General features: G+C 66.0%; 21 protein-coding genes. 9 read left to right on the top strand and 12 right to left on the bottom strand.

Going from position 1 to position 20,594, the window contains the following annotated elements; all coding sequences use genetic code 11:
- Positions 1-1,086: 1,086 nt before the first annotated feature.
- Complete coding sequence (locus PWF70_RS22130; protein WP_006358292.1) at positions 1,087-2,394, top strand: ISL3 family transposase; 1,308 nt, start codon at positions 1,087-1,089, stop codon at positions 2,392-2,394.
- Positions 2,395-2,506: 112 nt separating this feature from the next.
- Here the strand turns inward: PWF70_RS22130 and PWF70_RS22125 are convergent, their stop codons facing one another.
- The 7 genes from PWF70_RS22125 to PWF70_RS22095 form a co-directional block, all read right to left on the bottom strand.
- The gene (locus tag PWF70_RS22125) at positions 2,507-2,635 is read right to left on the bottom strand and encodes a hypothetical protein (protein ID WP_262339053.1); all 129 of its coding nucleotides are present in this window, start codon (positions 2,633-2,635) and stop codon (positions 2,507-2,509) included.
- On the bottom strand, positions 2,602-3,126 hold the full coding sequence (locus tag PWF70_RS22120) for a hypothetical protein (RefSeq protein ID WP_006357055.1): 525 nt from the start codon (positions 3,124-3,126) through the stop codon (positions 2,602-2,604). The genes PWF70_RS22125 and PWF70_RS22120 overlap by 34 nt, the downstream gene beginning before the upstream one ends.
- A 231-nt stretch (positions 3,127-3,357) precedes the next feature.
- A complete protein-coding gene (locus tag PWF70_RS22115; protein ID WP_006357056.1) occupies positions 3,358-4,167 on the bottom strand; it encodes a hypothetical protein in 810 nt (269 codons plus the stop codon).
- A gap of 18 nt (positions 4,168-4,185) precedes the next feature.
- Positions 4,186-4,476: a hypothetical protein gene (locus PWF70_RS22110; RefSeq protein WP_230461855.1), complete on the bottom strand. Its 291-nt coding sequence runs from the start codon at positions 4,474-4,476 to the stop codon at positions 4,186-4,188.
- Between the two features lie 50 nt (positions 4,477-4,526).
- Complete coding sequence (locus PWF70_RS22105; RefSeq protein WP_286352779.1) at positions 4,527-4,970, bottom strand: hypothetical protein; 444 nt, start codon at positions 4,968-4,970, stop codon at positions 4,527-4,529.
- A 111-nt stretch (positions 4,971-5,081) separates the two neighbouring features.
- Positions 5,082-6,020 (bottom strand): adenylate/guanylate cyclase domain-containing protein, encoded by a 939-nt coding sequence (locus tag PWF70_RS22100; RefSeq protein ID WP_006357059.1) that lies wholly within the window; start codon positions 6,018-6,020, stop codon positions 5,082-5,084.
- A gap of 55 nt (positions 6,021-6,075) precedes the next feature.
- Positions 6,076-7,245: a TetR/AcrR family transcriptional regulator gene (locus PWF70_RS22095; RefSeq protein ID WP_139319553.1), complete on the bottom strand. Its 1,170-nt coding sequence runs from the start codon at positions 7,243-7,245 to the stop codon at positions 6,076-6,078.
- 129 nt (positions 7,246-7,374) lie between these two features.
- Between PWF70_RS22095 and PWF70_RS22090 the strand changes: the two genes are divergently transcribed.
- The gene (locus tag PWF70_RS22090) at positions 7,375-8,586 is read left to right on the top strand and encodes an acetyl-CoA C-acetyltransferase (protein ID WP_006357061.1); all 1,212 of its coding nucleotides are present in this window, start codon (positions 7,375-7,377) and stop codon (positions 8,584-8,586) included.
- Positions 8,587-8,614: 28 nt separating this feature from the next.
- Positions 8,615-10,816 carry a 3-hydroxyacyl-CoA dehydrogenase NAD-binding domain-containing protein gene (locus tag PWF70_RS22085; RefSeq protein WP_006357062.1) on the top strand — a complete coding sequence of 734 codons (2,202 nt, stop codon included), beginning with the start codon at positions 8,615-8,617 and terminating at the stop codon, positions 10,814-10,816.
- Between the two features lie 134 nt (positions 10,817-10,950).
- Here the strand turns inward: PWF70_RS22085 and PWF70_RS22080 are convergent, their stop codons facing one another.
- Positions 10,951-11,613, bottom strand: a complete 663-nt coding sequence (locus tag PWF70_RS22080; protein ID WP_373278702.1) for a hypothetical protein — start codon at positions 11,611-11,613, stop codon at positions 10,951-10,953.
- A gap of 383 nt (positions 11,614-11,996) precedes the next feature.
- Positions 11,997-12,671 (bottom strand): slipin family protein, encoded by a 675-nt coding sequence (locus tag PWF70_RS22075; protein WP_006357064.1) that lies wholly within the window; start codon positions 12,669-12,671, stop codon positions 11,997-11,999.
- Between PWF70_RS22075 and PWF70_RS22070 the strand changes: the two genes are divergently transcribed.
- Positions 12,670-12,834: a hypothetical protein gene (locus PWF70_RS22070; protein WP_155225629.1), complete on the top strand. Its 165-nt coding sequence runs from the start codon at positions 12,670-12,672 to the stop codon at positions 12,832-12,834. The genes PWF70_RS22075 and PWF70_RS22070 overlap by 2 nt on opposite strands.
- A 343-nt stretch (positions 12,835-13,177) precedes the next feature.
- Here the strand turns inward: PWF70_RS22070 and PWF70_RS22065 are convergent, their stop codons facing one another.
- Both PWF70_RS22065 and PWF70_RS22060 read right to left on the bottom strand, forming a co-directional pair.
- Positions 13,178-14,035: an alpha/beta fold hydrolase gene (locus PWF70_RS22065; protein WP_035753732.1), complete on the bottom strand. Its 858-nt coding sequence runs from the start codon at positions 14,033-14,035 to the stop codon at positions 13,178-13,180.
- 32 nt (positions 14,036-14,067) lie between these two features.
- A complete protein-coding gene (locus PWF70_RS22060; protein ID WP_035753735.1) occupies positions 14,068-14,388 on the bottom strand; it encodes an ArsR/SmtB family transcription factor in 321 nt (106 codons plus the stop codon).
- 92 nt (positions 14,389-14,480) lie between these two features.
- Here PWF70_RS22060 and PWF70_RS22055 point away from each other — a divergent pair, with 92 nt between their 5' ends.
- Genes PWF70_RS22055 through PWF70_RS22035 form a run of 5 tightly spaced genes read left to right on the top strand, consistent with a single transcriptional unit; the run spans position 14,481 to position 19,504 of the window.
- Positions 14,481-16,112, top strand: coding sequence for an ABC transporter substrate-binding protein (locus PWF70_RS22055; RefSeq protein WP_231499026.1), 1,632 nt, complete (start codon positions 14,481-14,483; stop codon positions 16,110-16,112).
- Positions 16,067-17,185 (top strand): ABC transporter permease, encoded by a 1,119-nt coding sequence (locus PWF70_RS22050; protein WP_006357068.1) that lies wholly within the window; start codon positions 16,067-16,069, stop codon positions 17,183-17,185. The genes PWF70_RS22055 and PWF70_RS22050 overlap by 46 nt, the downstream gene beginning before the upstream one ends.
- Positions 17,182-18,048 (top strand): ABC transporter permease, encoded by an 867-nt coding sequence (locus PWF70_RS22045; protein ID WP_006357069.1) that lies wholly within the window; start codon positions 17,182-17,184, stop codon positions 18,046-18,048. The genes PWF70_RS22050 and PWF70_RS22045 overlap by 4 nt, the downstream gene beginning before the upstream one ends.
- Complete coding sequence (locus PWF70_RS22040) at positions 18,045-18,896, top strand: ATP-binding cassette domain-containing protein (protein ID WP_006357070.1); 852 nt, start codon at positions 18,045-18,047, stop codon at positions 18,894-18,896. Before PWF70_RS22045 ends, PWF70_RS22040 begins: the two co-directional genes overlap by 4 nt.
- Positions 18,893-19,504, top strand: a complete 612-nt coding sequence (locus PWF70_RS22035) for an ABC transporter ATP-binding protein (protein WP_006357071.1) — start codon at positions 18,893-18,895, stop codon at positions 19,502-19,504. The genes PWF70_RS22040 and PWF70_RS22035 overlap by 4 nt, the downstream gene beginning before the upstream one ends.
- Before the next feature lie 120 nt (positions 19,505-19,624).
- On the opposite strand, the gene PWF70_RS22030 is transcribed toward PWF70_RS22035, so the two are convergent.
- Positions 19,625-20,581, bottom strand: a complete 957-nt coding sequence (locus PWF70_RS22030; RefSeq protein ID WP_006357072.1) for a R2-like ligand-binding oxidase — start codon at positions 20,579-20,581, stop codon at positions 19,625-19,627.
- Positions 20,582-20,594: the final 13 nt, after the last annotated feature.

Genomic DNA, 20,594 nt, shown 5'->3' with positions numbered 1-20,594 from the left:
GGGCGATGTTTGCAGCGAACGGGGGCGGGGCCCTTCGGATCGACAGAGCACCGGCTCGCGCTAGCGCCATGCGCGACCTCGGCCGCCCAAGTCGTACAAAGCGGGTGGACCGAGGAAATCCTAGTCAGGAGTCGTAGCAACGAGTGTCGCGACACGTCCGACCTTCACGAGCGCGTACTCAAGCGCAGCAATCATCTTCGGTCAGTGATCTTTCCTGTCTAACCCCATGCGTTGATCCCTAGAAGAAGACCGAGGAAGAATGTAACCCCTGAAGGGGCGACGACAAGTTTGTTCATCAAATGTGTCTTCACAACAGTAGACGAGTGGGAATAACTCTCGGCCAACGATTGTCGGAGTTTGGCGGGACCGTTGTCCCGATGTCTTCCCGATTCGCGATTGCGCACTAGTCAAACCAATCCTTCACCATCTTGCCTAGGCTCGATCCGGCACTACGTCCCGGTGCTCGTCGGCAGTGGCCGCCACTACCGATATGCCAGCAGTCGAATCCTTGACGTTTCCGGCCAGTTCGCCGAACGGCGAAGACGTCCCATCCCACCCACATATGACTATAGGTAGGTGGCGAGGCCGATTCGTTTGATCATTGTCGATCATTTCGCGCCCATCCTCATATCGAAACGCCACATAAGAAGCCGAGCAACAGAGTGGCTGACGAAGGCAGACACTCCATGCAGATCTTCAGGTAGTCGCCGGCGCCAGCAATGGCTTCGGATCTGATGTCTGAGGCAGGTCGCCGGCGGCGCAGGGGATGTGGATCTCGATGCCTACTGCTTCGATGCTCTTTCATCTGTCAGCCAATCTCTTTCAGCCGACTGTCGTGGCTCTGAACCCAGGTAACTGCCGGTATGAACTCGGGGCGCGGATACTACGGCGAGTCGATCAAGAACCGCTGGAAGCGCTGTCCGTGCGGCCATACTGGCTCTTCCTGATTGACGGTGCGTAGAACGGGTTCTACCGGGCACAAGATGTAGGTCGGGTTCGGCGGCGGCGAGCCGGGGATGCGGGCGGGTCCTGTGGTGTGAAGATGAAAGCCCCTACACCTCATCACTCACACCGACAGGACCCTCGTTGCAGCGTAGCGCCATTGCCGACACGATTTGCCGCACGATCGAACTCGGGGTGACGATCACCGATGCCGCTCTCGACGGCGAGGATCGCACACACCTGTTCTGCGAGGTCTTGGCCCCGAAGAGTAGCTGCCCGAGGTGCGAGCGGGCGGGTCGGTTGCGTGATCATGTCGATCGTGAGGTGGCAGATCTACCGATCGTGGGCCATCCGACCCGGTTGCATCTGAGGGTGCCGCGCTACGCCTGCGAGAACGGCGCGTGTGGTCAGGGCATCTTTCGCGCCGACATCTCGGCGATCGTCGCGCCGCGCGCGGCGGTGACGCGCCGCACGATCGCGTGGATTCTTCGGCGGATGATTCTGGACAAGATGAGCGTCTCTGCGGTCGCCGCGTCGGTCGGGTTGGGCTGGAACACCGTGAATGCCCTCGCGTTGCAGGCGGCGCGTACGGTGGCTTCGGCGCCTGGCCGACTCGACGGTGTCAGGGTTCTCGGTGTTGATGAGCACAAGTGGAAACATGTTCGCGGCAATGGTGATTCGAGTTTCGTGACCGTGCTGGTCGACCTCACACCGATTGTGGATGGGACCGGGTCGGCGCGCTTGCTGGATATGGTGGGCGGCCGGTCCAAAGCGGCGTTGAAGGACTGGCTCGATGCCCGCGATGACTCCTTTCGGGACCGGATCCGGGTGGTCACCATGGACGGATTCACCGGGTATCGCACCGCGACCGCCGAGGCATTGGATAAGGCGCGGGCGGTGATGGACCCGTTCCACGTGGTCCATCTGGCCGCCGAGAAGCTCACAGTGTGTCGTCAACGCGTGCAACACGATACGTGTGGGCACCGCGGCCGCACGGGTGATCCGCTCTACGGTATCCGCCGACCACTGCTGACCCGGATCGCGTTGCTGACAGACAAGCAGAAGGCCCGGCTACGTAGCGGGTTGGAGGCTCACGAGGAGCACGTGGCCGTCTCGGTCACCTACGCGATCTACCAAGAGCTGATCAACGCCTACGGCCAGGAGAACAAGCGTGACGGCAAGATCGCGATGTACAAGCTGCTCAAACGGATTCATACCGGCGTTCCGTCCGGGCTGGCAGAGTTGGCCCAACTCGGCCGATCATTATGGGCGCGGCGTGCCGAGATCTTGGCCTACTTCGACACCGGCGCCTCCAACGGACCCGTCGAAGCGATCAACGGCCGCCTGGAACACCTCCGCGGGATCGCGTTGGGCTTCCGCAACCTCAACCACTACATCTTGCGGTCACTCATCCACTCCGGCGGCCTCGCACAACACCTCGACGCACTCTGAATCAGGAAGAGCCGCCATACTGCCGATGGCATCGCATCCAGGTCGAACTCGATGAAAGCCACTTCATCGAGTCGATACGTCCCCGGCGAACCGCCGAGGGACGAGAGGTATGTCAAGACGACGCCAGGTAACCGAGCAGAATTCCGATGCAGAAGGTCAGGATCGGGTAGGTGATGAACATCGACAGTTTGCCGGTGAAGTAGGTGCTCAGCTGTCGCCATTTATTGTCGTCGTCAACCACTGGTCTTCCATTTCTCTGATCTCTGATTGGACTGTTTCCGCCGCCGACACGGTAGTCGTGGCAGTGAAAATTGTCAGGGCCGACTGCCCGGTTGGGGTCCGGTAGGCCAGTTGCGCGCGGCGAACGCGCAACTCAGTGTCCTGTGCGGTGTACACGCCGTCGTCTGTGCAGAAGTATCCGTCTCGGTCGACGGTGTGGCCGATGACCGTGGCATGCGGAAGAGCCGTGATATCGAGCGACGTATCGAGTACCGAGAGGCGAACCGGTTCGATGTCACCGAGAGTGAAGTACTGAACAACCACGTTCGACACGAACATTGCTGGCGGCATCTCTGCGCGTAATAACACGCGACTTGCCATCGCACCGTGCGCGGCGGAGGTCTCGAGGTCGTACCACGCTGGCGGCGGATTGAAAGTCAGCTCAGCCGACGTCGCCCGGAGTTCGGCCGTGGCCGCGAAGTTGGCGATTGCGTACTCGGGCGCCGCGATCACGAGTTTGCCGCCCCTTCACAGATCAGTTTGATATCGCACCTCCACACATCAGTCCTAAGAAGAAAGTGAGGCCGGACGGCAGGCACGCCAGGGGTGTCCAGAACATGAAACTGGTTGTACTGTCGGACAGGCTGGTGGACAGCCTTCGTCGCAGACTTTTGTCTTGAGACCGAGGTTTCCACGGCGGCAGAGATTTCGGGTCGCCGTCACCAGAGTCAGCATGTCGCGCCATCAATCGAACCAACCTTTCACGACTTTCATTGCGTCGGATCCGGCTTTGCTGCCGATGGCGGCTCCGATTCCGGCTCCGATTGCCGTGCCGACAGGACCGGCAAACGAGCCCACCACGGCGCCTGCTGCCGCCCCTCCGATCGCTCCGCCGCCGACCGCTCCGACCACGGCGGTAACAGCGTCGCCACCATCTTGCTCGTCGCGATCGTACTTGCTCCATTCGTCGTAAACCGTCACCCCCAACCCGAGGAAGAATGAGCCTTTGGCCATCGACTTGCCGAGAGAGTTCATGCGTGCGACGTCGTCTGGACCCATTCCCGCTTGACCGACTGACCGCCTCGTCCGGCGGTAGGCCTCGGCGATGTCCTCTCCTCGTCGCTGAATGGCGGAGATAGCCGCGGTCGCCGCTGGCCCGGATAGATCACCTTCGAGCCCGAGAGCGGTCTTGATGTACTCGATTCGGGACGGGTCCAGTCCACTCAGTCTGCCCGCTCTTAGGTCCTCCAACTGTTGCGGCGTCAGCGCCATCATGCGCTCGAAACGTCCGCGTTGTTCGGGGGTGGCCGTGCCATCGCGGACCGCTTTGGCATCGCTTTCCGCGAGGTTGGGGTCGATGAGTCCTCGGTTCGAGGCCACAGACGGTGGCGTTATGGCGCCGATCTCGCCGAGTGCGCCATTAATAGCATCCCGGGTCGCTGTCACGGTGTCGTCAGCCGCAGTTCCGAGGCGGATGAGAGCGGCGTGGTGCTCGTACGCAAGCCCGGCGTCGTACTCTGCACCTTCAGGCGCGCGCGCCTGATCGAAGTTCACTGTGTAGCTGCGGCTTCCTCAGTCGAGGATGTAACCATCCCCGTCTGCGAGGATGGTGCGGTTCTCGAGCGCGGTGATGGTGCCGCGGATGTCGGCTGCGCCCGTCCGCAGTGCGGCCGCGAGGTCGCCGTATTCGTCGGCGGTGTTCCTGATCCAGCTCGTGAGTCCAGCGGCGCGATTATCGGCCGGCGTTCTCGCCTCCCCGTGCCATTGCGCGCCTGTCAGATTCAGGACCGGGTTGCCTGCCTTCGGCGCTTCGACCTCCAGGTGTGCCTGGAGCCGAACAATGCCGAACGCGATTTGTGTCATGACCTCTGGTTTCCAAGAGGTCACCTCGCTATAACTCGGAGGCATGAGTTTTACTGCACCGACAACAGGATGCTGAGTGGGACGACGTGATTCTTCTGGTCACCCTGACGCGTGGGATACGGAACGGCGTCTCGGATATGACCGGCGCTCTGACCGTCCGTTGCCACGGTGGTCTCCTTGGCGTCGACCACCAGTTCGGAGAACGCGGCGACTGCGCCGGACAGGTTAGCCAGGGATGTGGCGATGTGCTCGTCTGCGGTGGCGGCCACCACTGACATGTCGGCGGTCGCGCCTTTGAAGTTGCCGGCCAGTTCGCTGAACGTCGAAGACGTCCCCTCCAAGCCCGCATACGAGGACAGCTCGAGCGCCATCAGTCGCGACGCGCAGTTCGAGACATCCGACGCTGCGGTGTCGAGCGCTGACGGGTCAACAACCAAGTCCGACACAAATCCCCCTTTTGATGCCGCAGACCACCATAGATGTTCGGTCGCCACCCTAGTTCGGCAGGTCGCGGCCTTCAGATCTATGTCCACAGCCCACCGGCGAACCTCAACTCGACCCCCAGACCTCGATCGAAATCTGCCGGTCGAGTTGAGGTTCGCCGGTCAGTCGTTGAGCGGCCCGTCGCGATGGGTTTCGAGCACGCGCGCCTTGAGGTGCTTGTATCCCCGGACTCGCAGGGAGGGCATCGATTTGAGGTAGAACCGGTCGTCGGCGCTGATCTCGTCGGCGATGGTGTCATCGATGAGAGTGGTGCCGGGCCGGGCCGAACTCGCCAGCCGGGAGGCGATATTGACGGGTTCGCCGAAGACGTCGCCGAGCCTGGTCAGTACCGGGCCGCGGGCGAGTCCGACGCGGAGCGGCGGGACGTGATCGTTCTCGGACAGTTCGTGGATTCGGATCGCTGCTGCCGCCGCGGCATGAGCATCCTCGAAGGTGAACATCACCGCGTCGCCGAGAGTCTTGACCACGCGACCGCCATGATCGACGACGACGTCGAAGGTGTCGTCCTCGAAAGACCCGAGAAGTGCTTCGAGGTCGGCCAGATCGATACGGCGCGAGAGGCTGGTGTACCCGACGATGTCGGCGAATCCGACGATCAGATCGAACTGTTCATCCGCGGAGTGATCGGCGTGGCGTTCCAGCGCCAGCGCCATGTGGCGTCGCCAGATGAGCTGCTGGACCTGGCCCAGCGCGGCACTCATCTGCTCGAGGGACCAGGGGATGTCGGGGTCGTCGGCGATCTCGCGAAGTTGGTCGGCCTCCCAGTCGGCCAGACGCGACATGGTCTGGCCGATCGCTCGTGCCATCGCGATCTGAGTCGACTCCGGCATCGCCGCCGACGACGCGGCGAACATGCGCAGCGCGGCGACGTCACTCTCGGTGGCGACCTTGTCGTTGGTCGAGCGTCGCACGAAACCGAAAGCATTCCAGGCCTTCTCGGCGAAATCCGATTCGATGCCGAGCTCGGCGATCAGTTCGTCGCGCGTGTAGCGGGGTTCGTTGGCATCGTCGGCGGTGAGGGAGGGGGCGTCTTCCGGCATGCAGAAAGTGTCTCGCACTGCCGGGCCGTTGGGGAGCGCAACGGCGCCAGGGCAGTCAGATCGCCAGCACGCCCTTCATCAGATAGGCCATTCGAGCGGCGAACTGCGGGCTCTGTGCTCCTCGGCGCATCCGCACGGCGTCGTTGACGACCGACAGCGCCGCGTGTACGGCGACCGCGCCCTGGTCGCGCTTGAGCGAAGGATCCACCTCGACGAGCAGATCGATCCACCGCGCGACGTAGCGCCGCTGGATGTCGAGGAGGTCGGTGGCGCCGGGTTGCCCGGCGAGCACGGACGAGTTGTTGAAGCTGACCGAGAGGTCGGGCGTGCTGGTGATGACGTCGACATAAGAGTCGACGAGTGCCGCCAGGAGCTTCGCCGGGTCGTCGGTTGCGCCGTACGCCGCCATCACTCCGGCGTCCAGGCGCGCGCCGCTGCGATAACCGATGGCTACCAGGATCGCCATCTTCGACGGAAAGTGTTTGTACACACTGGGTCCGGCGATTCCGACGGCCCGTCCGATCTCGTCGACGCCGACATCGGAGTAACCGCGGTCGGCGAACAGGGCGGCCGCGGCGTCGAGGATCTCGTCGCGACGCGACCGTGTGACACCGGATATCACCGGTGCGGTGTCGAGGGTCGGTGCGGTCGCCGGACTCAGGGTCAGCAGGCGTCGGACCAGCTTTTCGATCTCCTCCTGGGCGCGGGCGCTCGACATTCGCGTGTGATGGACGGTCAAACTGCCGCTGACACTCAGTATCGCCCACGCCAACTGGACCGCCTCGCGCTCGGTCAGGTCGTCGCGGTCGGTCAGGATCGCCGCCGCCCACTGCCCGATCACCTCACGGGTGCGGAGCGCGACCTGCTTGTTCTGCTCGACGGTCAGGTAGTTGCTCGTCCAGCGCCAGAGCGAGGCCGTCTGCGGACTCTCGACGGCAAGCGCGCACACGGTCGATATCAGCGTCACCGCGTCGTTGCCGTCGCGGAGGACGCGGTCGGTGCACGCTTCGAGGTCGTCGACACCGGCGAGGACAGCCGCGGCGAGGAGTGACTGCTTGTCGTCGAAATGCCGGTAGACCGACGGGGCGGTGACGCCCGCCGAACGGGCGATGTCGGCGACCGACACCCGCGCGTAGCCGCGCTGGACGAAGAGCGACGCCGCGGAGTCGACGAGCTGTCGTTTGCGGTCGGCGCCCTTGGTGCGGGTCGTCTTTCGGTCAGGCATGGTGAACAGACCATAGCGCACATTCGGCGGAGATCCAGACCGGCTGAGCACGGGGTATAGCCAAATAAGTGATTCCGCGTTAGCCTCGGTGAGTAACCAACTGGTGGTTCGTGTGAAAGGAACACTTTCGTGCCTGATCAAGCATTCATCTACGAGGCGATCCGCACGCCTCGTGGCAAGCAGCGCGGCGGTGCGCTGCACAGCGTCAAGCCGGTCGACCTGGTCTCGGGTCTGATCGACGAGGTTCTGGCCCGCCACGGCGGCCTCGATCCCGCCGACGTCAACGACGTCATCCTCGGTGTCGTCTCGCCGGTCGGCGAGCAGGGCGCGGTCATCGCACGTACCGCCGCCCTCAACAGCGGCCTCCCGGAGACCGTTCCGGGCACCCAGATCAACCGCTTCTGCGCCTCCGGCCTGGAAGCCACCAACCTCGCCGCGGCCAAGGTCGCCTCCGGCTTCGACGACCTGGTTCTCGCCGGTGGCGTCGAGTCGATGTCGCGCGTCCCGATGGGCAGCGACGGCGGCGCACTCTTCACCGACCCCGCCACCGCCTACGACCACTACATCGTCCCGCAGGGCATCGGCGCCGACCTGATCGCCACCATCGAGGGCTTCTCGCGCGAGGACGTCGACGCCTACGCCGCCGAGTCGCAGGCTCGCGCCGAGAAGGCTTGGACCAGTGGCTACTTCGCCAAGTCCGTCGTGCCCGTCAAGGACATCAACGGCGTCACCATCCTCGACCACGACGAGCACCGTCGTCCGGGTTCGACCGTCGAGAGCCTCGGCAAGCTGAAGGCCGCCTTCGCCGCCCTCGCCGACATGGCCGGCTTCGACGACGTCGCGCTGCAGAAGTACCCGAGCGTCGAGAAGATCAACCACGTCCACACCGGTGGCAACAGCTCCGGCATCGTCGACGGTTCGGGCCTCGTGCTCATCGGTAGCGAGGAGGCCGGCAAGCGCAACGGCCTGACCCCGCGCGGCCGCGTCGTCGCTTTCGCCGAGGTCGGCTCCGAGCCCACCATCATGCTGACCGGCCCCACGCCGGCCACCGAGCTGGCGCTGAAGAAGGCCGGCCTGACTGTCGACGACATCGACGTCTTCGAGCTGAACGAGGCCTTCGCCTCGGTCGTCATGAAGTGGATGAAGGATCTGAAGATCCCGCACGAGAAGGTCAACGTCAACGGTGGCGCCATCGCCATGGGGCACCCGCTCGGTGCGACCGGCGCGATGATCTACGGCACCTGCCTCGACGAGCTCGAGCGCACCGGCGGCCGCTACGGCCTGATCACCCTCTGCATCGGTGGCGGCATGGGCGTCGCGACCATCATCGAGCGTCTCTGACCTTCACAGAAAGAACTTCTGAAACACCATGAGTGACAACATGATCAACTGGGAGAAGGACGCCGACGGCGTCGTCATCCTCACCATGGACGACCCCAACCAGGGCGCCAACACGATGAACGCGCTGTACCAGGAGTCGATGGCAGCGACCGTCGACCGCCTGGAGGCGGAGAAGGACGACATCACCGGTGTCGTCCTGACCTCGGCGAAGAAGACCTTCTTCGCCGGCGGCGACCTCAAGGACATGACGAGCGACCGCTCGAACGTCTCCAAGGCCGAGATCGCCACCCAGATCACCGAGACCACCAACGCCATGAAGAAGGTGCTGCGTCGTCTCGAGACCCTGGGCAAGCCCGTCGTCGCGGCCATCAACGGTGCTGCACTCGGTGGCGGCCTGGAGATCGCGCTGCACACCCACTACCGCATCGCCGCGGACGTCAAGGGTGTCCAGATCGGTCTGCCCGAGGCCACCCTCGGTCTGCTCCCCGGTGGCGGCGGCGTCGTCCGTACCGTCCGCCTGCTCGGCATCCAGAACGCCCTCATGGGTGTTCTGCTCCAGGGCCAGCGCTTCAACCCGACCAAGGCCAAGGAGACCGGCCTGGTCAACGAGGTCGTCGGCTCCATCGAGGAACTGATCCCCGCCGCCAAGGCATGGATCAAGGAGAACCCCGAGGCCCAGCAGCCGTTCGACGTCAAGGGCTACAAGATCCCGGGCGGTGCTCCCACCAACCCGGCCTTCGCCGCGAACCTCCCGGCTCTGCCGGCCCTGCTGCGCAAGCAGATCAAGGGTGCCAACATGCCGGCTCCGCGCGCCATCCTGGCCGCAGCCGTCGAGGGTGCCTACGTCGACGTCGACACCGCCGACATCATCGAGACCCGCTACTTCGTCTCGCTGGTCACCGGCCAGGTCGCGCAGAACATGATCAAGGCGTTCTTCTTCGACCTGCAGCACATCAACGGTGGCGGCTCGCGCCCCGATGGCTACGACAAGTACACCGCCAAGAAGGTCGGCGTCATCGGCGCCGGCATGATGGGCGCGGCCATCGCGTACGTCTCGGCCAAGGCCGGCATCGAGGTCGTCCTCAAGGACATCGACCTCGAAGCTGCCAAGCGCGGCAAGGGTTACTCGGAGAAGCTCGAGGCGAAGGCTCTCGCCAAGGGCAAGACCACGCAGGAGAAGAGCGACGCGCTCCTCGCCCGCATCCACCCGACCGTCGACCCGCAGGACTTCAAGGGCGTCGACCTCGTCATCGAGGCCGCGTTCGAGTCGGTCGAGGTCAAGCACAAGGTGTTCCAGGAGATCGAGGACATCGTCGAGCCCGACGCCGTCTTGGGTTCCAACACCTCGACCCTGCCGATCACCATCCTCGCCGAGGGTGTGAAGCGGTCCGAGGACTTCATCGGTATCCACTTCTTCTCGCCGGTCGACAAGATGCCGCTGGTCGAGATCATCAAGGGTGAGAAGACCTCGGATGCCGTGCTGGCCAAGGTCATTGACTACACCCTGCAGATCCGCAAGACCCCGATCGTCGTCAACGACAGCCGTGGCTTCTTCACCAGCCGCGTCATCGGCACCTTCGTCAACGAGGCCATCGCGGCCGTCGGCGAGGGCGTCGAACCGGCGTTCATCGAGCACGCGGGCACCCAGGCCGGTTACCCGGCCGCGCCGCTGCAGCTCATGGACGAGCTGACCCTGACCCTGCCGCAGAAGATCCGCAAGGAGACCGAGGCAGCGCTCAAGGCCGAGGGCAAGGACGTCCCGCAGCACGGCTCGAACGCCGTCGTCGACTGGATGGTCGAGAACGGCCGCACCGCCAAGAAGGACGGCAAGGGCTTCTACGACTACGACGAGAACGGCAAGCGCACCCAGCTCTGGCCGGGCCTGCGTGAGCAGTTCAACTCGGGCTCCAAGGAGATCCCGCTCGAGGACATGAAGGAGCGTATGCTCTTCGCCGAGTCTCTCGAGACCGTCAAGTGCTTCGACGAGGGTGTGCTCACCTCCGTCGAGGACGCCAACATCGGCTCGATCTTCGGCATCGGCTTCCCGGCCTGGACCGGTGGTGTCATCCAGTACATCAACGGTTACGAGGGTGGCGTACCCGGCTTCGTCGCGCGTGCCAAGGAACTCGCCGCCAAGTACGGCAAGCACTTCGAGCCGCCGGCCTCGCTCGTCGAGAAGGCTGAGCAGGGTGTCACCAAGCTGACCAACGAGAACCTCGCTGCCAAGTAAGGCTCTCGCTGGGTGACCAGCAGACATCAAGAGCCCCGGCCGGATTCGTTCCGGTCGGGGTTCTTGCGTTCGCTCATTCATTCCGTTCCCGCTCACCCTTCAACGGTGAGCGGGAACGGATTCAGTGAGCGAAACTAGGCGGCGAGGAGCCCGAACTTCTTGAGCCAGGGTCGAAGCAGTGGAACGAGCCGACGTTCCTCGAGGGTCGACCACGTCCATCGGACGACGGTGATGCCTTCGGCGCGCAGACGATCCTCGCGGAGCTTCTCACGAATCACGACATCCGTCGCCGATTCGTCTGCACCGCGCAGCCGACCGTACTTGTGGAGGCCGTCGAACTCGCCGACGAGCAGTTCCTCCCAGCCGAAGTCGCAACGGTACTTCTGACCGTCGACGGTGAACTCGCGCTGCAGCGTCGGAGTCGGAAGTCCCGCGTCGATCATCTGCGCGCGGCTCCAGGACTCGCCGACACTTTCGGAGGCGGCGTCTGCGAACGGCAAGGCGCGGCGAGCATTCCGGGCACTCTGGCGTCGACGGCCCGCGAGCAGATCTGCCATGACCGTCCGATCGGCACTCATCCGAAGTGCGGCGTCGAAGACCACGAGAGCCTGGTCGAAGCTCCCCATGGTCGCGACGTCGACGGCGGTACGTTCGATGGAGGTGACCCGCATGTCGTCGACCTCGACCACTTCGTCGATGTCCAATGGCGCGGCATGCAGGTGGCGGTGGGCGCGGATCGATCCGCCCGAGGCCCGGCCGGTGGTCACGTGGACGAGGCTGAGATCCGGATGGAGCATGGGTAACTCGTGAAGGGCTGCGGCGGAGACGTGGCTGAGTGGATGACCGTCGGAGGGGCCCGAGGTTGCGACCGCCAGGGCACGTAGGCGGTGGCGCTTCTCCAGGGAGTCCACGCCGGTCGGTTGGTCGGCGGCGGGAACCCAGACACCCGGTACCAGTCGTACGAGTTCGCGGCGCGTGACGGCGCCGGACAGTTGCTCGTCGGAGAAACCCGCGTGCAGTGCGCGTCGCGATGTACGAGCCCGAACCGATCGGTGGGGAAGGGTGGCATGGAGATACGACGCAGCGCGCGGCGATTGGGTTCCCGCTTGAGCGATCGCTCACACGATCCGTTCCCGCTCACTTTTCATGGGTGAGCGGGAACGGACATTGTGAGCGAAACTCAGTCCGCCGACGGCACCTCGGCACCGCCGACGCTGAGCACGACGCGCGCACCGTAGGGCACCGACTCGACGAGCCGCAGCTGCGCCAGCGCCGGGTGCGCGTCGAGGAGGCGACCCGCATTCGCAAGTGCCCGCAGTGACGCGGTCTCGGCCCGGGCCGCCTCGAGCTTCGCCAGACCGCGGGTCCTCGCGGTGACCACCTCGAGTGCGGCACTTCGGATCTCCGACGGCACGATGATGTCGCGGATGACGGCATCGAGGACCTCGACACCGACGGTTGCGGCGACCTCGGCCGCCGCCTCGCGGATCGGGCCGACGTCGACGACATCACCGCGTCGGATCAGGTCCTCCGACGCGGTGTCGGCGCAGACCTGGCGCAGTGCGATCTGCGCGGCCAGGTAAACCGCACCGATCGGATCGGCTGCCCGCTCGACGAACGCTCGCGCGTCGACAACCCGGGCACGCAACGACATCGAGACACGTATCGAGATCGAATCCGAGGTGAGGATCTCCTGCGGCGCAACAGGGATCAGTCGGTCGCGCAGGTCGACTGTCACCGTCGAATCGGGCTTGGAGATCCGATGACGACCGGTCGGCAGGGACCGGACCTCGGTACCCCGGTAGGTCAGCACCGTGTGACCCGGTGGGACGGTGATCTCGCGGTAGAACAGCATGGCGATCCTCCTTTCCGTTGCGTCGCAATGCTCGTCGGTCTACGTGGTGGCGACACCGCTCGCGGGCGGTCCGGCCGGTGGGATCGCATCGTCGAATCGCGAACGATCCGTCGACACGACCGCAGGACCGACCGATCCCGTGATCCCGGGAGCGGTGCCGTGATCAGGACTCGAACCTGAAAGGGTTGAGAAGACCCGTTGCCATCAAGGTAGGCACCAGGATTCCGACGCGCAGGAACACGTCGCGGTACCCCGCTCCGGCCTGCTGGTCCTCGTGCCGAACGGGAACTATGCCACCAGTGTCGATGGTGGGCAATCGATTATTCTCCGGTGGGTCGCTTCGGGCGCGCATGTCGCCGGGCCTTCGAGGCTCGTCGCTTGCGCTCCTCGCGCCTCAGGCAGCAAGGGGTGGCGCCTCGCACCTCAGGCAGCAAGGGGTGGCGCCTCGCACCTCAGGCAGCGGCGGGGTGCCGCCGGAGGTGAAGACTGCTACCGCTGAACACAACTCAGCGGGTCAGGAACGAGGTGACCGCCGCCTCGAAGGCCTCCTTGGCCTCGATCATCACCCAGTGGCCGCACTTCGGGAAGATGTGCAGCTCGGCGTCGGGGATGAGGCGCATGGGGACCATGGCCATGTCGGGCGGGCTGACGCGGTCGTCGCGGCCCCAGGTGAGGAGCGTCGGGCAGGAGACCTTGTGCATCGATGCCCAGTACGGAGGCGTGTCGGAGGCGGCCATGAACTGCTGCTGCATCTCGAAAGCCGCCGAGCCGTACATCATCTGGGCGGTCTTCTGGGCGTCCGGGTTGATCGCGGCTTCCCAGCGCTCTTCGATGAGCTCCTCGGTGACCAGGGAACGGTCGAAGACCATGGAGTTCAGCCAGCGGACGAGCTTGTCCTTATCGGGGGCGTCGGTGAACTCCTGCAGGAGTCGCAGGCCCTCGCTGGGGCTGGGGCTGAACACATTCGGGCCCACGCCGCCGATGGTGACGAGCTTCTCGACGCGGTCGGGCTTCTTGATCGCCAGGTTGACGCCGACGACGCCGCCCATGGAGTTGCCGATCATCGGGGCCTTGTCGATACCGAGCGCATCCATGAAGCGGATCACCGAGCCGCCGGCGGTGAGGACCGGGTGACCCTCGACCGCGTCGCTGACGCCGAAGCCGGGGAACTCGATGACGTAGCAGTGATGGGTCTGCGCGAAGTGGCCGAGGTTGCCGCGATAGTTGCGCCAACCGGTGACACCGGGACCGGACCCGTGCAGGAGGATCAGCGGCGGCGCTTCGGCGTCACCGGCCTCGTGGTAGCGCAGGGTGCCCTGGTCGGTCGTCAGTTCCCGTTTGGTCGCATCGAAGGAGACATCCACGCGAATAGACTAGAACGTGTTCTAATCCGTTGTCACGGGTGTGTGTGATCGTGTCCGTGACCTGCGGAGACGTGGCCGACTCCGATGATGTCGTGGAGGATGCGGTGCACGATCGCGTCGCCGACGACCTCGTAGTGGACCATCCGGCCGACCTTCTCCGACCGCACCCAGCCCTGGTCGCGGAGCGCCCGGATCGACTGTGAGGCGGCGTTCTCGGTGATGCCGATCGCGGCGGCGAGCTCGGCGACCGTCGAGCCCGGGTGGGCGTGCATCTCGGCGACGAGTCGTAGTCGCGTCGGGTCGCTGAGCAGGGTGAAGCGCGCGGCCCATGAGTCCGCGTCGAAATCGGTCACCGATGCCTCCTCTGCTCGTCCCGTCCCTCGAATTACACCACCGGCCGTGAATGCGGGGCCGAGTGGCGACCGATGTGTGTCTGGGGGAACATATGTCTGTGACGACACGTGTAGGCCGCCGGCCCCTCCGACGCGGCGGACGGCCGGTGATCGTCGCGTTCGCGGCGACGCTGCTCGCCGGAGTGGCCCTCGGGGGATGCGCCGAAGGGCAGGATGCCGGGTCGTCGGATCAGATCGTGCTCGCCGAGGGCCAGGATCTGGGCCGGTTCAACCCGATGCTCGGATACGGGCAGTCGGGTGTCTCGCCGATCTACGACGGACTGCTGGCTCCGGCGGCGGACGGCGACGACCGCGTCCCCGACCTCGTGCCCGCGTTGGCCGCGTCGGCGCCCGAACGCATTGCGCCGCGGACCTGGCGGGTGCCGCTGAAGGACGGCGTCACCTTCTCCGACGGCACCGCCTTCGATGCCGGCGACGTGGTCGCGACCTATCGTGCCGTGGTCGACCCGAAGGTGGCGTCGGGCATCTCCACGGACTTCGCCCCGATCGTCACGATCGAATCCGATGGGCCGCAGGCGATCACGCTGACCATGAACACCGAGGCCCACCCCGCCCTGTACCTCCTTCTGGGCATCGTCCCGTCGGAAAGGGTGGAGGCCGCCCCCGCCGCGAGGTGGAAGCTCAACACCGAGCCTGTCGGGACCGGCCCCTATCGCCTCGAGTCCCTCGATCCCGACCAGGCGGTCCTCGTCGCCCGCGACGACCGTCCGGAGCCGCCGGCGCTGCGCAGGATCGTGTATACCCATGTCCCCGATGACAACTCGCGGGCGCAGCTCGTGCAGACCGGCGAGGTCGACGGGGCGGGTCTTCCGCCGCGACTGGCCGACGCGTTCGCCGACCGTGCCGGAGTCGACGTCGCAGTGGTGGCATCGGCGGACTGGCGGGGCGTGTCGTTGCCGTCCGAGAACGCCTTCACCGCAGATCCTTCCGCGCGGCTGGCGATGAACGTCGGCGTCGATCGATCGGCGATCGTGGATGACGTCCTCGTCGGCAAGGGTGAGCCGGCCAGCACGCCGATCGCGAAAGTCTATGGAGACGCCTACGATTCCGACGCCCAGTTCGCCTACAACCGGTCACGAGCCGCGTCGATCCTCGACGATGCAGGCTGGCGGCCCGGGCCCGATGGCGTGCGTGTCCGCGACGGTGTTCGCGCATCCTTCGTGCTCCTCTACAACGCCGAGGACACCCTGCGTCGTGATCTGGCGGTGGCGTTCGCGGCGTCGATGAAGAGGATCGGGGTCGAGGTGCTGACGCGGGGCACCAGCTGGGACGAGATCGTCACCAAGATGGACACGGCGGGTGTGCTTCTCGGCGGTGGCGCGACCCCGTACAGCATTGACGCCCAGGTCTACGACGCCCTGCACACCCGTGTGCCGGGCTCCTCGCCCTACTCCAACCCCGGGAACTTCACGGCACCCGGTCTCGACGAATTGCTGGACGCGGCACGCGAATCAGCAGCGGGGCCGGAGAACGACGAACGGTACCGTCGCATCCAGCAGGTCTACGCCGCCCGGCCGTCGCAGGTCTTCCTCGCCTTCGTTCACCACGCCTATGTCGCGAGGAGTGTCGGATGGTCGCATGATGCGCCGATTCTCGAACCCCACTCGCACGGCGTGACGTGGGGGCCGTGGTGGAATCTGCCGTCCTGGACGCCGACGTCGTGACCACGCAGACCCGAGCGGCCACCGAGCCGGTCGCGGGTACCCCGCGTCCCGCCCCGGAAAGGCCCTTCGGCACAGTCGAACACACACGACGCCCCACTCGCTCCCGGACCGTCCTTCGACTCCTCGGACGTCGAATCCTGGTGATGATCCCCACGGTGCTTCTCGTGTCGCTGGGGGTGTTCGCGGTCGCCGCGGCCTCGCCGTTCGATCCGCTGACGGCGCACCTCGGCGACAATTACCAGTCGGCGACGCAGGCGCAGCGGGGTGCCGTGACGCAGGCATACGGACTCGATGACCACTGGTTCGCGGCCTGGTGGAAGTGGTGGGTCGCGGTGTTCCAGGGGGACCTGGGGTGGTCGTCGACCATGCGCCAGTCGGTGGCGGACGTGATCGGCCAAGGGCTCCCGTTCACCCTCGGAATGTCATTGGCGGCGTTGCTGTCTGCCGCGGCCGTCGCCATCGCTCTCGGCGCGGTCATCGGCATGCGGCGTGGTGGGCTCCTCGACCGCGCCTGCACGGCGCTCGCCGCGATACTCGCCGCCACCCCGCCGTTCGTGGTGTCCCTCGTGCTGGTCAGCGCATTCGCGGTGGGGCTCGGGTGGTTCCCGACGTCGGGCGCACGACGACCGGGTGACGACTATTCGTTCGACGGACTGATCACGCACGCGGTGTTGCCCTATCTGGCGCTGACGATCTCGATGATCCCGTGGCTGCTGTTGACGATGCGCTCGGCGGTCGTCGACGCGGCCGCTTCCGACGCGGTCCGGGGCGCCCGTGCCCGAGGTGTGGGCGGATGGACCTTGCTGCGCGGGCACGTCGTTCCGGTGTCGGTGTTGCCCACGCTGGCCCTGCTCGGGACACGGTCGCCCGAACTCATCGCGGGCGCCGCGATCGTCGAAACCGTCTTCGGCTGGCCGGGTCTCGCCGAGGCACTGGTCGATTCGGCAGTGGCACTCGACTTCTCACTTCTCGCGCCGTTGGCCGTCGGATCGGTTGTCCTCGTCCTGATCGGATCGGCATTGTCGGATGCGGCCGCGGTGTGGATTGACCCACGGATCGGGTTACGGGCATGACCGCGGTCTTCCAGCCGGCGTTGCGCGACGAGAACCGTTGGGCCACAGCGGCCGACCGGATCAAGACTGCCGCCCCGTGGATTGTTCTCGCCGTCATCGGAGTGCTCGCGGTCGGATGGCCGCTCATCGCGGGAGACCAGACCGCCGACTTCGCGCAGGCGTTGCGCGCCCCCGGCGACGGTGCACTGCTCGGCACCGACCATTCCGGGTACGACCTCGGGGTGCGCACCGCAGAGGGCCTGCGGATCTCGTTGCTGATCGCGCTGGCGTGCGCGGTCCTGGCCACGCTCCTCGGCGTGACGATCGGCATCGCGTCGGTGACGGCCGGGGGGTGGGTCGACGCGATCGTGATGCGCGTCGTCGACGGCGTCAACGCGTTACCGCACCTCGTCGTCGGCGTGGTGATCGCCGCGATGTGGCGCGGCGAGCCCGTTGCGATCATCGCCTCGATCGCGCTGACCCACTGGCCGGCCGTGGCACGGGTGGTTCGCGCCGAACTGCTCGAGGCGACCTCAGCGGGGTGGGTGGAGACCGCCCGGCTCGCCGGGGCGTCGCGGACGTTCGTCGCGACCCGCCACCTCCTGCCTGCGGTGTCGGGCCAGGTGCTGGTGGCGATGACGGTGCTTCTCCCGCACGCGGTGTGGCATGAGACGACGCTGTCGTTCCTCGGCGTCGGCCTCTCTCCGGACGCTGCGAGCCTGGGCACGCTCCTCGGGCAGGCCCGCGGCGACGTCATCACCGGCGCCTGGTGGACGCTGGTGGTACCCGGTGTGGCGCTCATCGTCACCGCGCTCGCGTGCTCGGGCGCTGCGGCCTCGCTGCGTCGGGCCACGCTGCCGCCGAGCGGGGAGGTGTGGCGTTGAGCGCTCGTCTCGACGGGGTGACCGTCGACGTCGCAGTCCGACGCCGCGAACGGGTACGGGTACTCGACGACGTGACCCTGGAACTGCCTGCCGGGTCGATGACGGCGCTCGTCGGCGAGTCGGGTTGCGGGAAGTCGATGGTCGCGGCCTCGCTTTGCGGACTGCTCCCACCTGGGTCGAGCGTGACGGGGCGACTCTCGTTGGGCGACGACTCTTTCAGCGGGGAGGAGATCAGTGGACGCGACCCACGCTGGCGAGAACTGCGTGGTCGCCGGGTCGGGTTGGTCCCCCAGTCGGCGGCGACGTCGTTCACGCCGGTGCGCACGCTCGGCTCTCAGCTCCACGAGGTGATCGCCGGCCTTGACGGCGCGCGCGACGCCGTCGAGCTGTGTCACGCTGTCCATCTCGATCCCGATGCGTTGGAGCTGTACCCCCACGAACTGTCCGGCGGTATGGCGCAGCGTGCCGCCATCGCCGCAGCCCTGGCCGGCGATCCGCAGGTGCTGGTCGCCGACGAGCCGACCTCCGCTCTGGACCCCGAACTCGCCGCCGCCATCTGGGACCTCCTGGCGGCTACCGCCCGACGCGGAGCCGCAGTACTGGTGATCACCCATGACACGGAGACGCTGAGGGGGGGCCTTCGTGACGCGTCCTCCGCAAGCTCCGGACGCTCCTCAGGGGGCGAGGGGTTGGGTGTCGCCGCAAGGGTGGGGGTTCGTTCAGGGGGCGAGGGGTTGGCCGGGGTCGCGGTCATGCGCGCCGGCCGGGTCGTCGAGCATCGCCCAGCCGCCGACCTCGCTACGTCCGATGACGAGTACGTCGCCGCCTTCTTCGAGCCGGTCTCATGACGGCGACGCTCGTCGGCAGCGGCCTGACCGCGAGTTTCGGCGATCGTGAGGTGTTCACCGGCCTCGACATCGCGGCGCACGCAGGATCGATCACCGGCGTCGTTGGACGGTCGGGAACCGGTAAGACGACGCTGCTGCGCATCCTCGCCGGTCTCGCCGAGCCCGCAGCAGGCAGCGTGGAGCAGCGCGGTGTGGACCCACGCCCGGGGAACATCGGGTTACTCGCGCAGCATCCCCGCGTGGTCGCGAACCCACGATGGACGTTGCGACGGATCGTTGCCGAACCCGCCGCGATCGTGCGACGGAACTGTGACGTCGAGGCGATCGCCGGCCGCGTGGGCCTCGACCCCGCTCTGCTCGACCGCTTCCCGTCACAGGTCTCCGACGGTCAGCTCCAGCGCGCCTGCGTCGGCCGCCTGCTGGTGCAGGCTCCACGGTTCGTGCTGTGCGACGAACCGACCGCGATGCTCGATCCCATCTCGGCGCGGGCGGTGATCGGACTACTTCAGGAGCTGGTCGACGACGGTGCGGGAATGGTCCTGGTCAGCCACCAGCGTCGGCTCGTCGGCGCGCGGAGCGATCAGATCATCGACCTGGACCCGTCGTGACGGGCGGTCGGCTCGCAATTCCGGCCCCCTGAGCGCCGTCCGAGGGCACATTGCCCTCGAACCACGCTGAGAGGGACGGAAATCACCACGGCGTCGAGGTCCTTGGCGGAGGGACGTGACCTACATCTGCAACCGCGCCGCGTCGTCCTCGCCCATGGCGTCTTCGAGAACCTCGGGGGAGTAGTCGACGTCGATGTCGGCGACCGAGCGGCCGCGGGCGGATTCGATCGCGGAGAGTCGGCGTTGGGCGCGATCGGCGGCGTAGGTGAGGAACTCGTTGTTGTCGAGGCCGAAGGGTTGTTCGTCGAACTGCTGGTTGACCCAGTCGATCATGCCGAGCGCCAGGGGGAGCAGTTCGTCCATCCGCTCGCCGACGGTGGCCCACAGCGAGTCGTCGGCGGCGACGTGGCGGCGGCAGGTGAAGGTGCCCCACGCCATGTGGCGCCGCTCGTCGTCGCTGATGAAGCGGATCAGCTTCTGCATGCCGGGGAAGATGTCGAAGCGGGTGCACACCTTCTGCCAGGCGTGATACCCGGTCAGCGCCAGGCTGCCCTCGATGACGTGGTTGTAGGTGACACTGGCGCGGATCTGGTTGCGCGGCGACGCGTCGTGTTCCAGGGCGTGCAGAGACTCCGGCAACTCCTCGTAGAACAAACGGCGATAGAAGGGGTTCTCGGACACGAAGGCCTGAAGGTCTCCCCGCAGGCCGACCGAGTCCATCCACATGCGGAAGACCTGGGTGTGCTTGGCCTCTTCGAAGCAGAACTGGGTCAGGTACATCTCGTCGCCGAAGCGGCCCTCGGTGGCCATCGCCTTCATGAACGGCTGGATGTCCTCGGTGACCGCTTCCTCGCCCGCGATGAACTGACTCACGAGATAGGTTGCGCTACGGCGCTGCTCGTCGTTCAGCTCCACCCAGTCCTGGGCGTCGCGCGAGAAGTCGATCGCCATCGGGTCCCAAAACCGTGAGTTCCCTTTGATGAAGAGACGCAACGGAAATGAGTCCCAGTTGAGACCTCCCGGCCGCAATGACGAGAAGTCCTCGCGGCCCTCTTCCTTGTGCTCGATAAGGGTCATGAGATCACCAGCC

Origin of the sequence: Gordonia sp. Swx-4, assembly GCF_030316175.1 — a bacterium.
Taxonomy (GTDB): Bacteria; Actinomycetota; Actinomycetes; order Mycobacteriales; family Mycobacteriaceae; genus Gordonia; species Gordonia alkanivorans.
The sequence above is the reverse complement of the archived record's forward strand: the minus strand, read 5'-3'. Positions and strand labels throughout refer to the sequence as shown.

Excerpts from the sequence above, each read along its gene's own strand:
- PWF70_RS22095 (WP_139319553.1), bottom strand. The coding sequence starts at position 7,245 with ATGCCTGACCGAAAGACGACCCGCACCAAGGGCGCCGACCGCAAACGA.
- PWF70_RS22055 (WP_231499026.1), top strand. The coding sequence starts at position 14,481 with ATGTCTGTGACGACACGTGTAGGCCGCCGGCCCCTCCGACGCGGCGGA.
- PWF70_RS22085 (WP_006357062.1), top strand. The coding sequence starts at position 8,615 with ATGAGTGACAACATGATCAACTGGGAGAAGGACGCCGACGGCGTCGTC.
- PWF70_RS22045 (WP_006357069.1), top strand. The coding sequence starts at position 17,182 with ATGACCGCGGTCTTCCAGCCGGCGTTGCGCGACGAGAACCGTTGGGCC.
- PWF70_RS22100 (WP_006357059.1), bottom strand. The coding sequence starts at position 6,020 with ATGCCGGAAGACGCCCCCTCCCTCACCGCCGACGATGCCAACGAACCC.
- PWF70_RS22110 (WP_230461855.1), bottom strand. The coding sequence starts at position 4,476 with ATGACACAAATCGCGTTCGGCATTGTTCGGCTCCAGGCACACCTGGAG.
- PWF70_RS22070 (WP_155225629.1), top strand. The coding sequence starts at position 12,670 with ATGGCGATCCTCCTTTCCGTTGCGTCGCAATGCTCGTCGGTCTACGTG.
- PWF70_RS22075 (WP_006357064.1), bottom strand. The coding sequence starts at position 12,671 with ATGCTGTTCTACCGCGAGATCACCGTCCCACCGGGTCACACGGTGCTG.
- PWF70_RS22030 (WP_006357072.1), bottom strand. The coding sequence starts at position 20,581 with ATGACCCTTATCGAGCACAAGGAAGAGGGCCGCGAGGACTTCTCGTCA.
- PWF70_RS22080 (WP_373278702.1), bottom strand. The coding sequence starts at position 11,613 with ATGCTCCATCCGGATCTCAGCCTCGTCCACGTGACCACCGGCCGGGCC.
- PWF70_RS22035 (WP_006357071.1), top strand. The coding sequence starts at position 18,893 with ATGACGGCGACGCTCGTCGGCAGCGGCCTGACCGCGAGTTTCGGCGAT.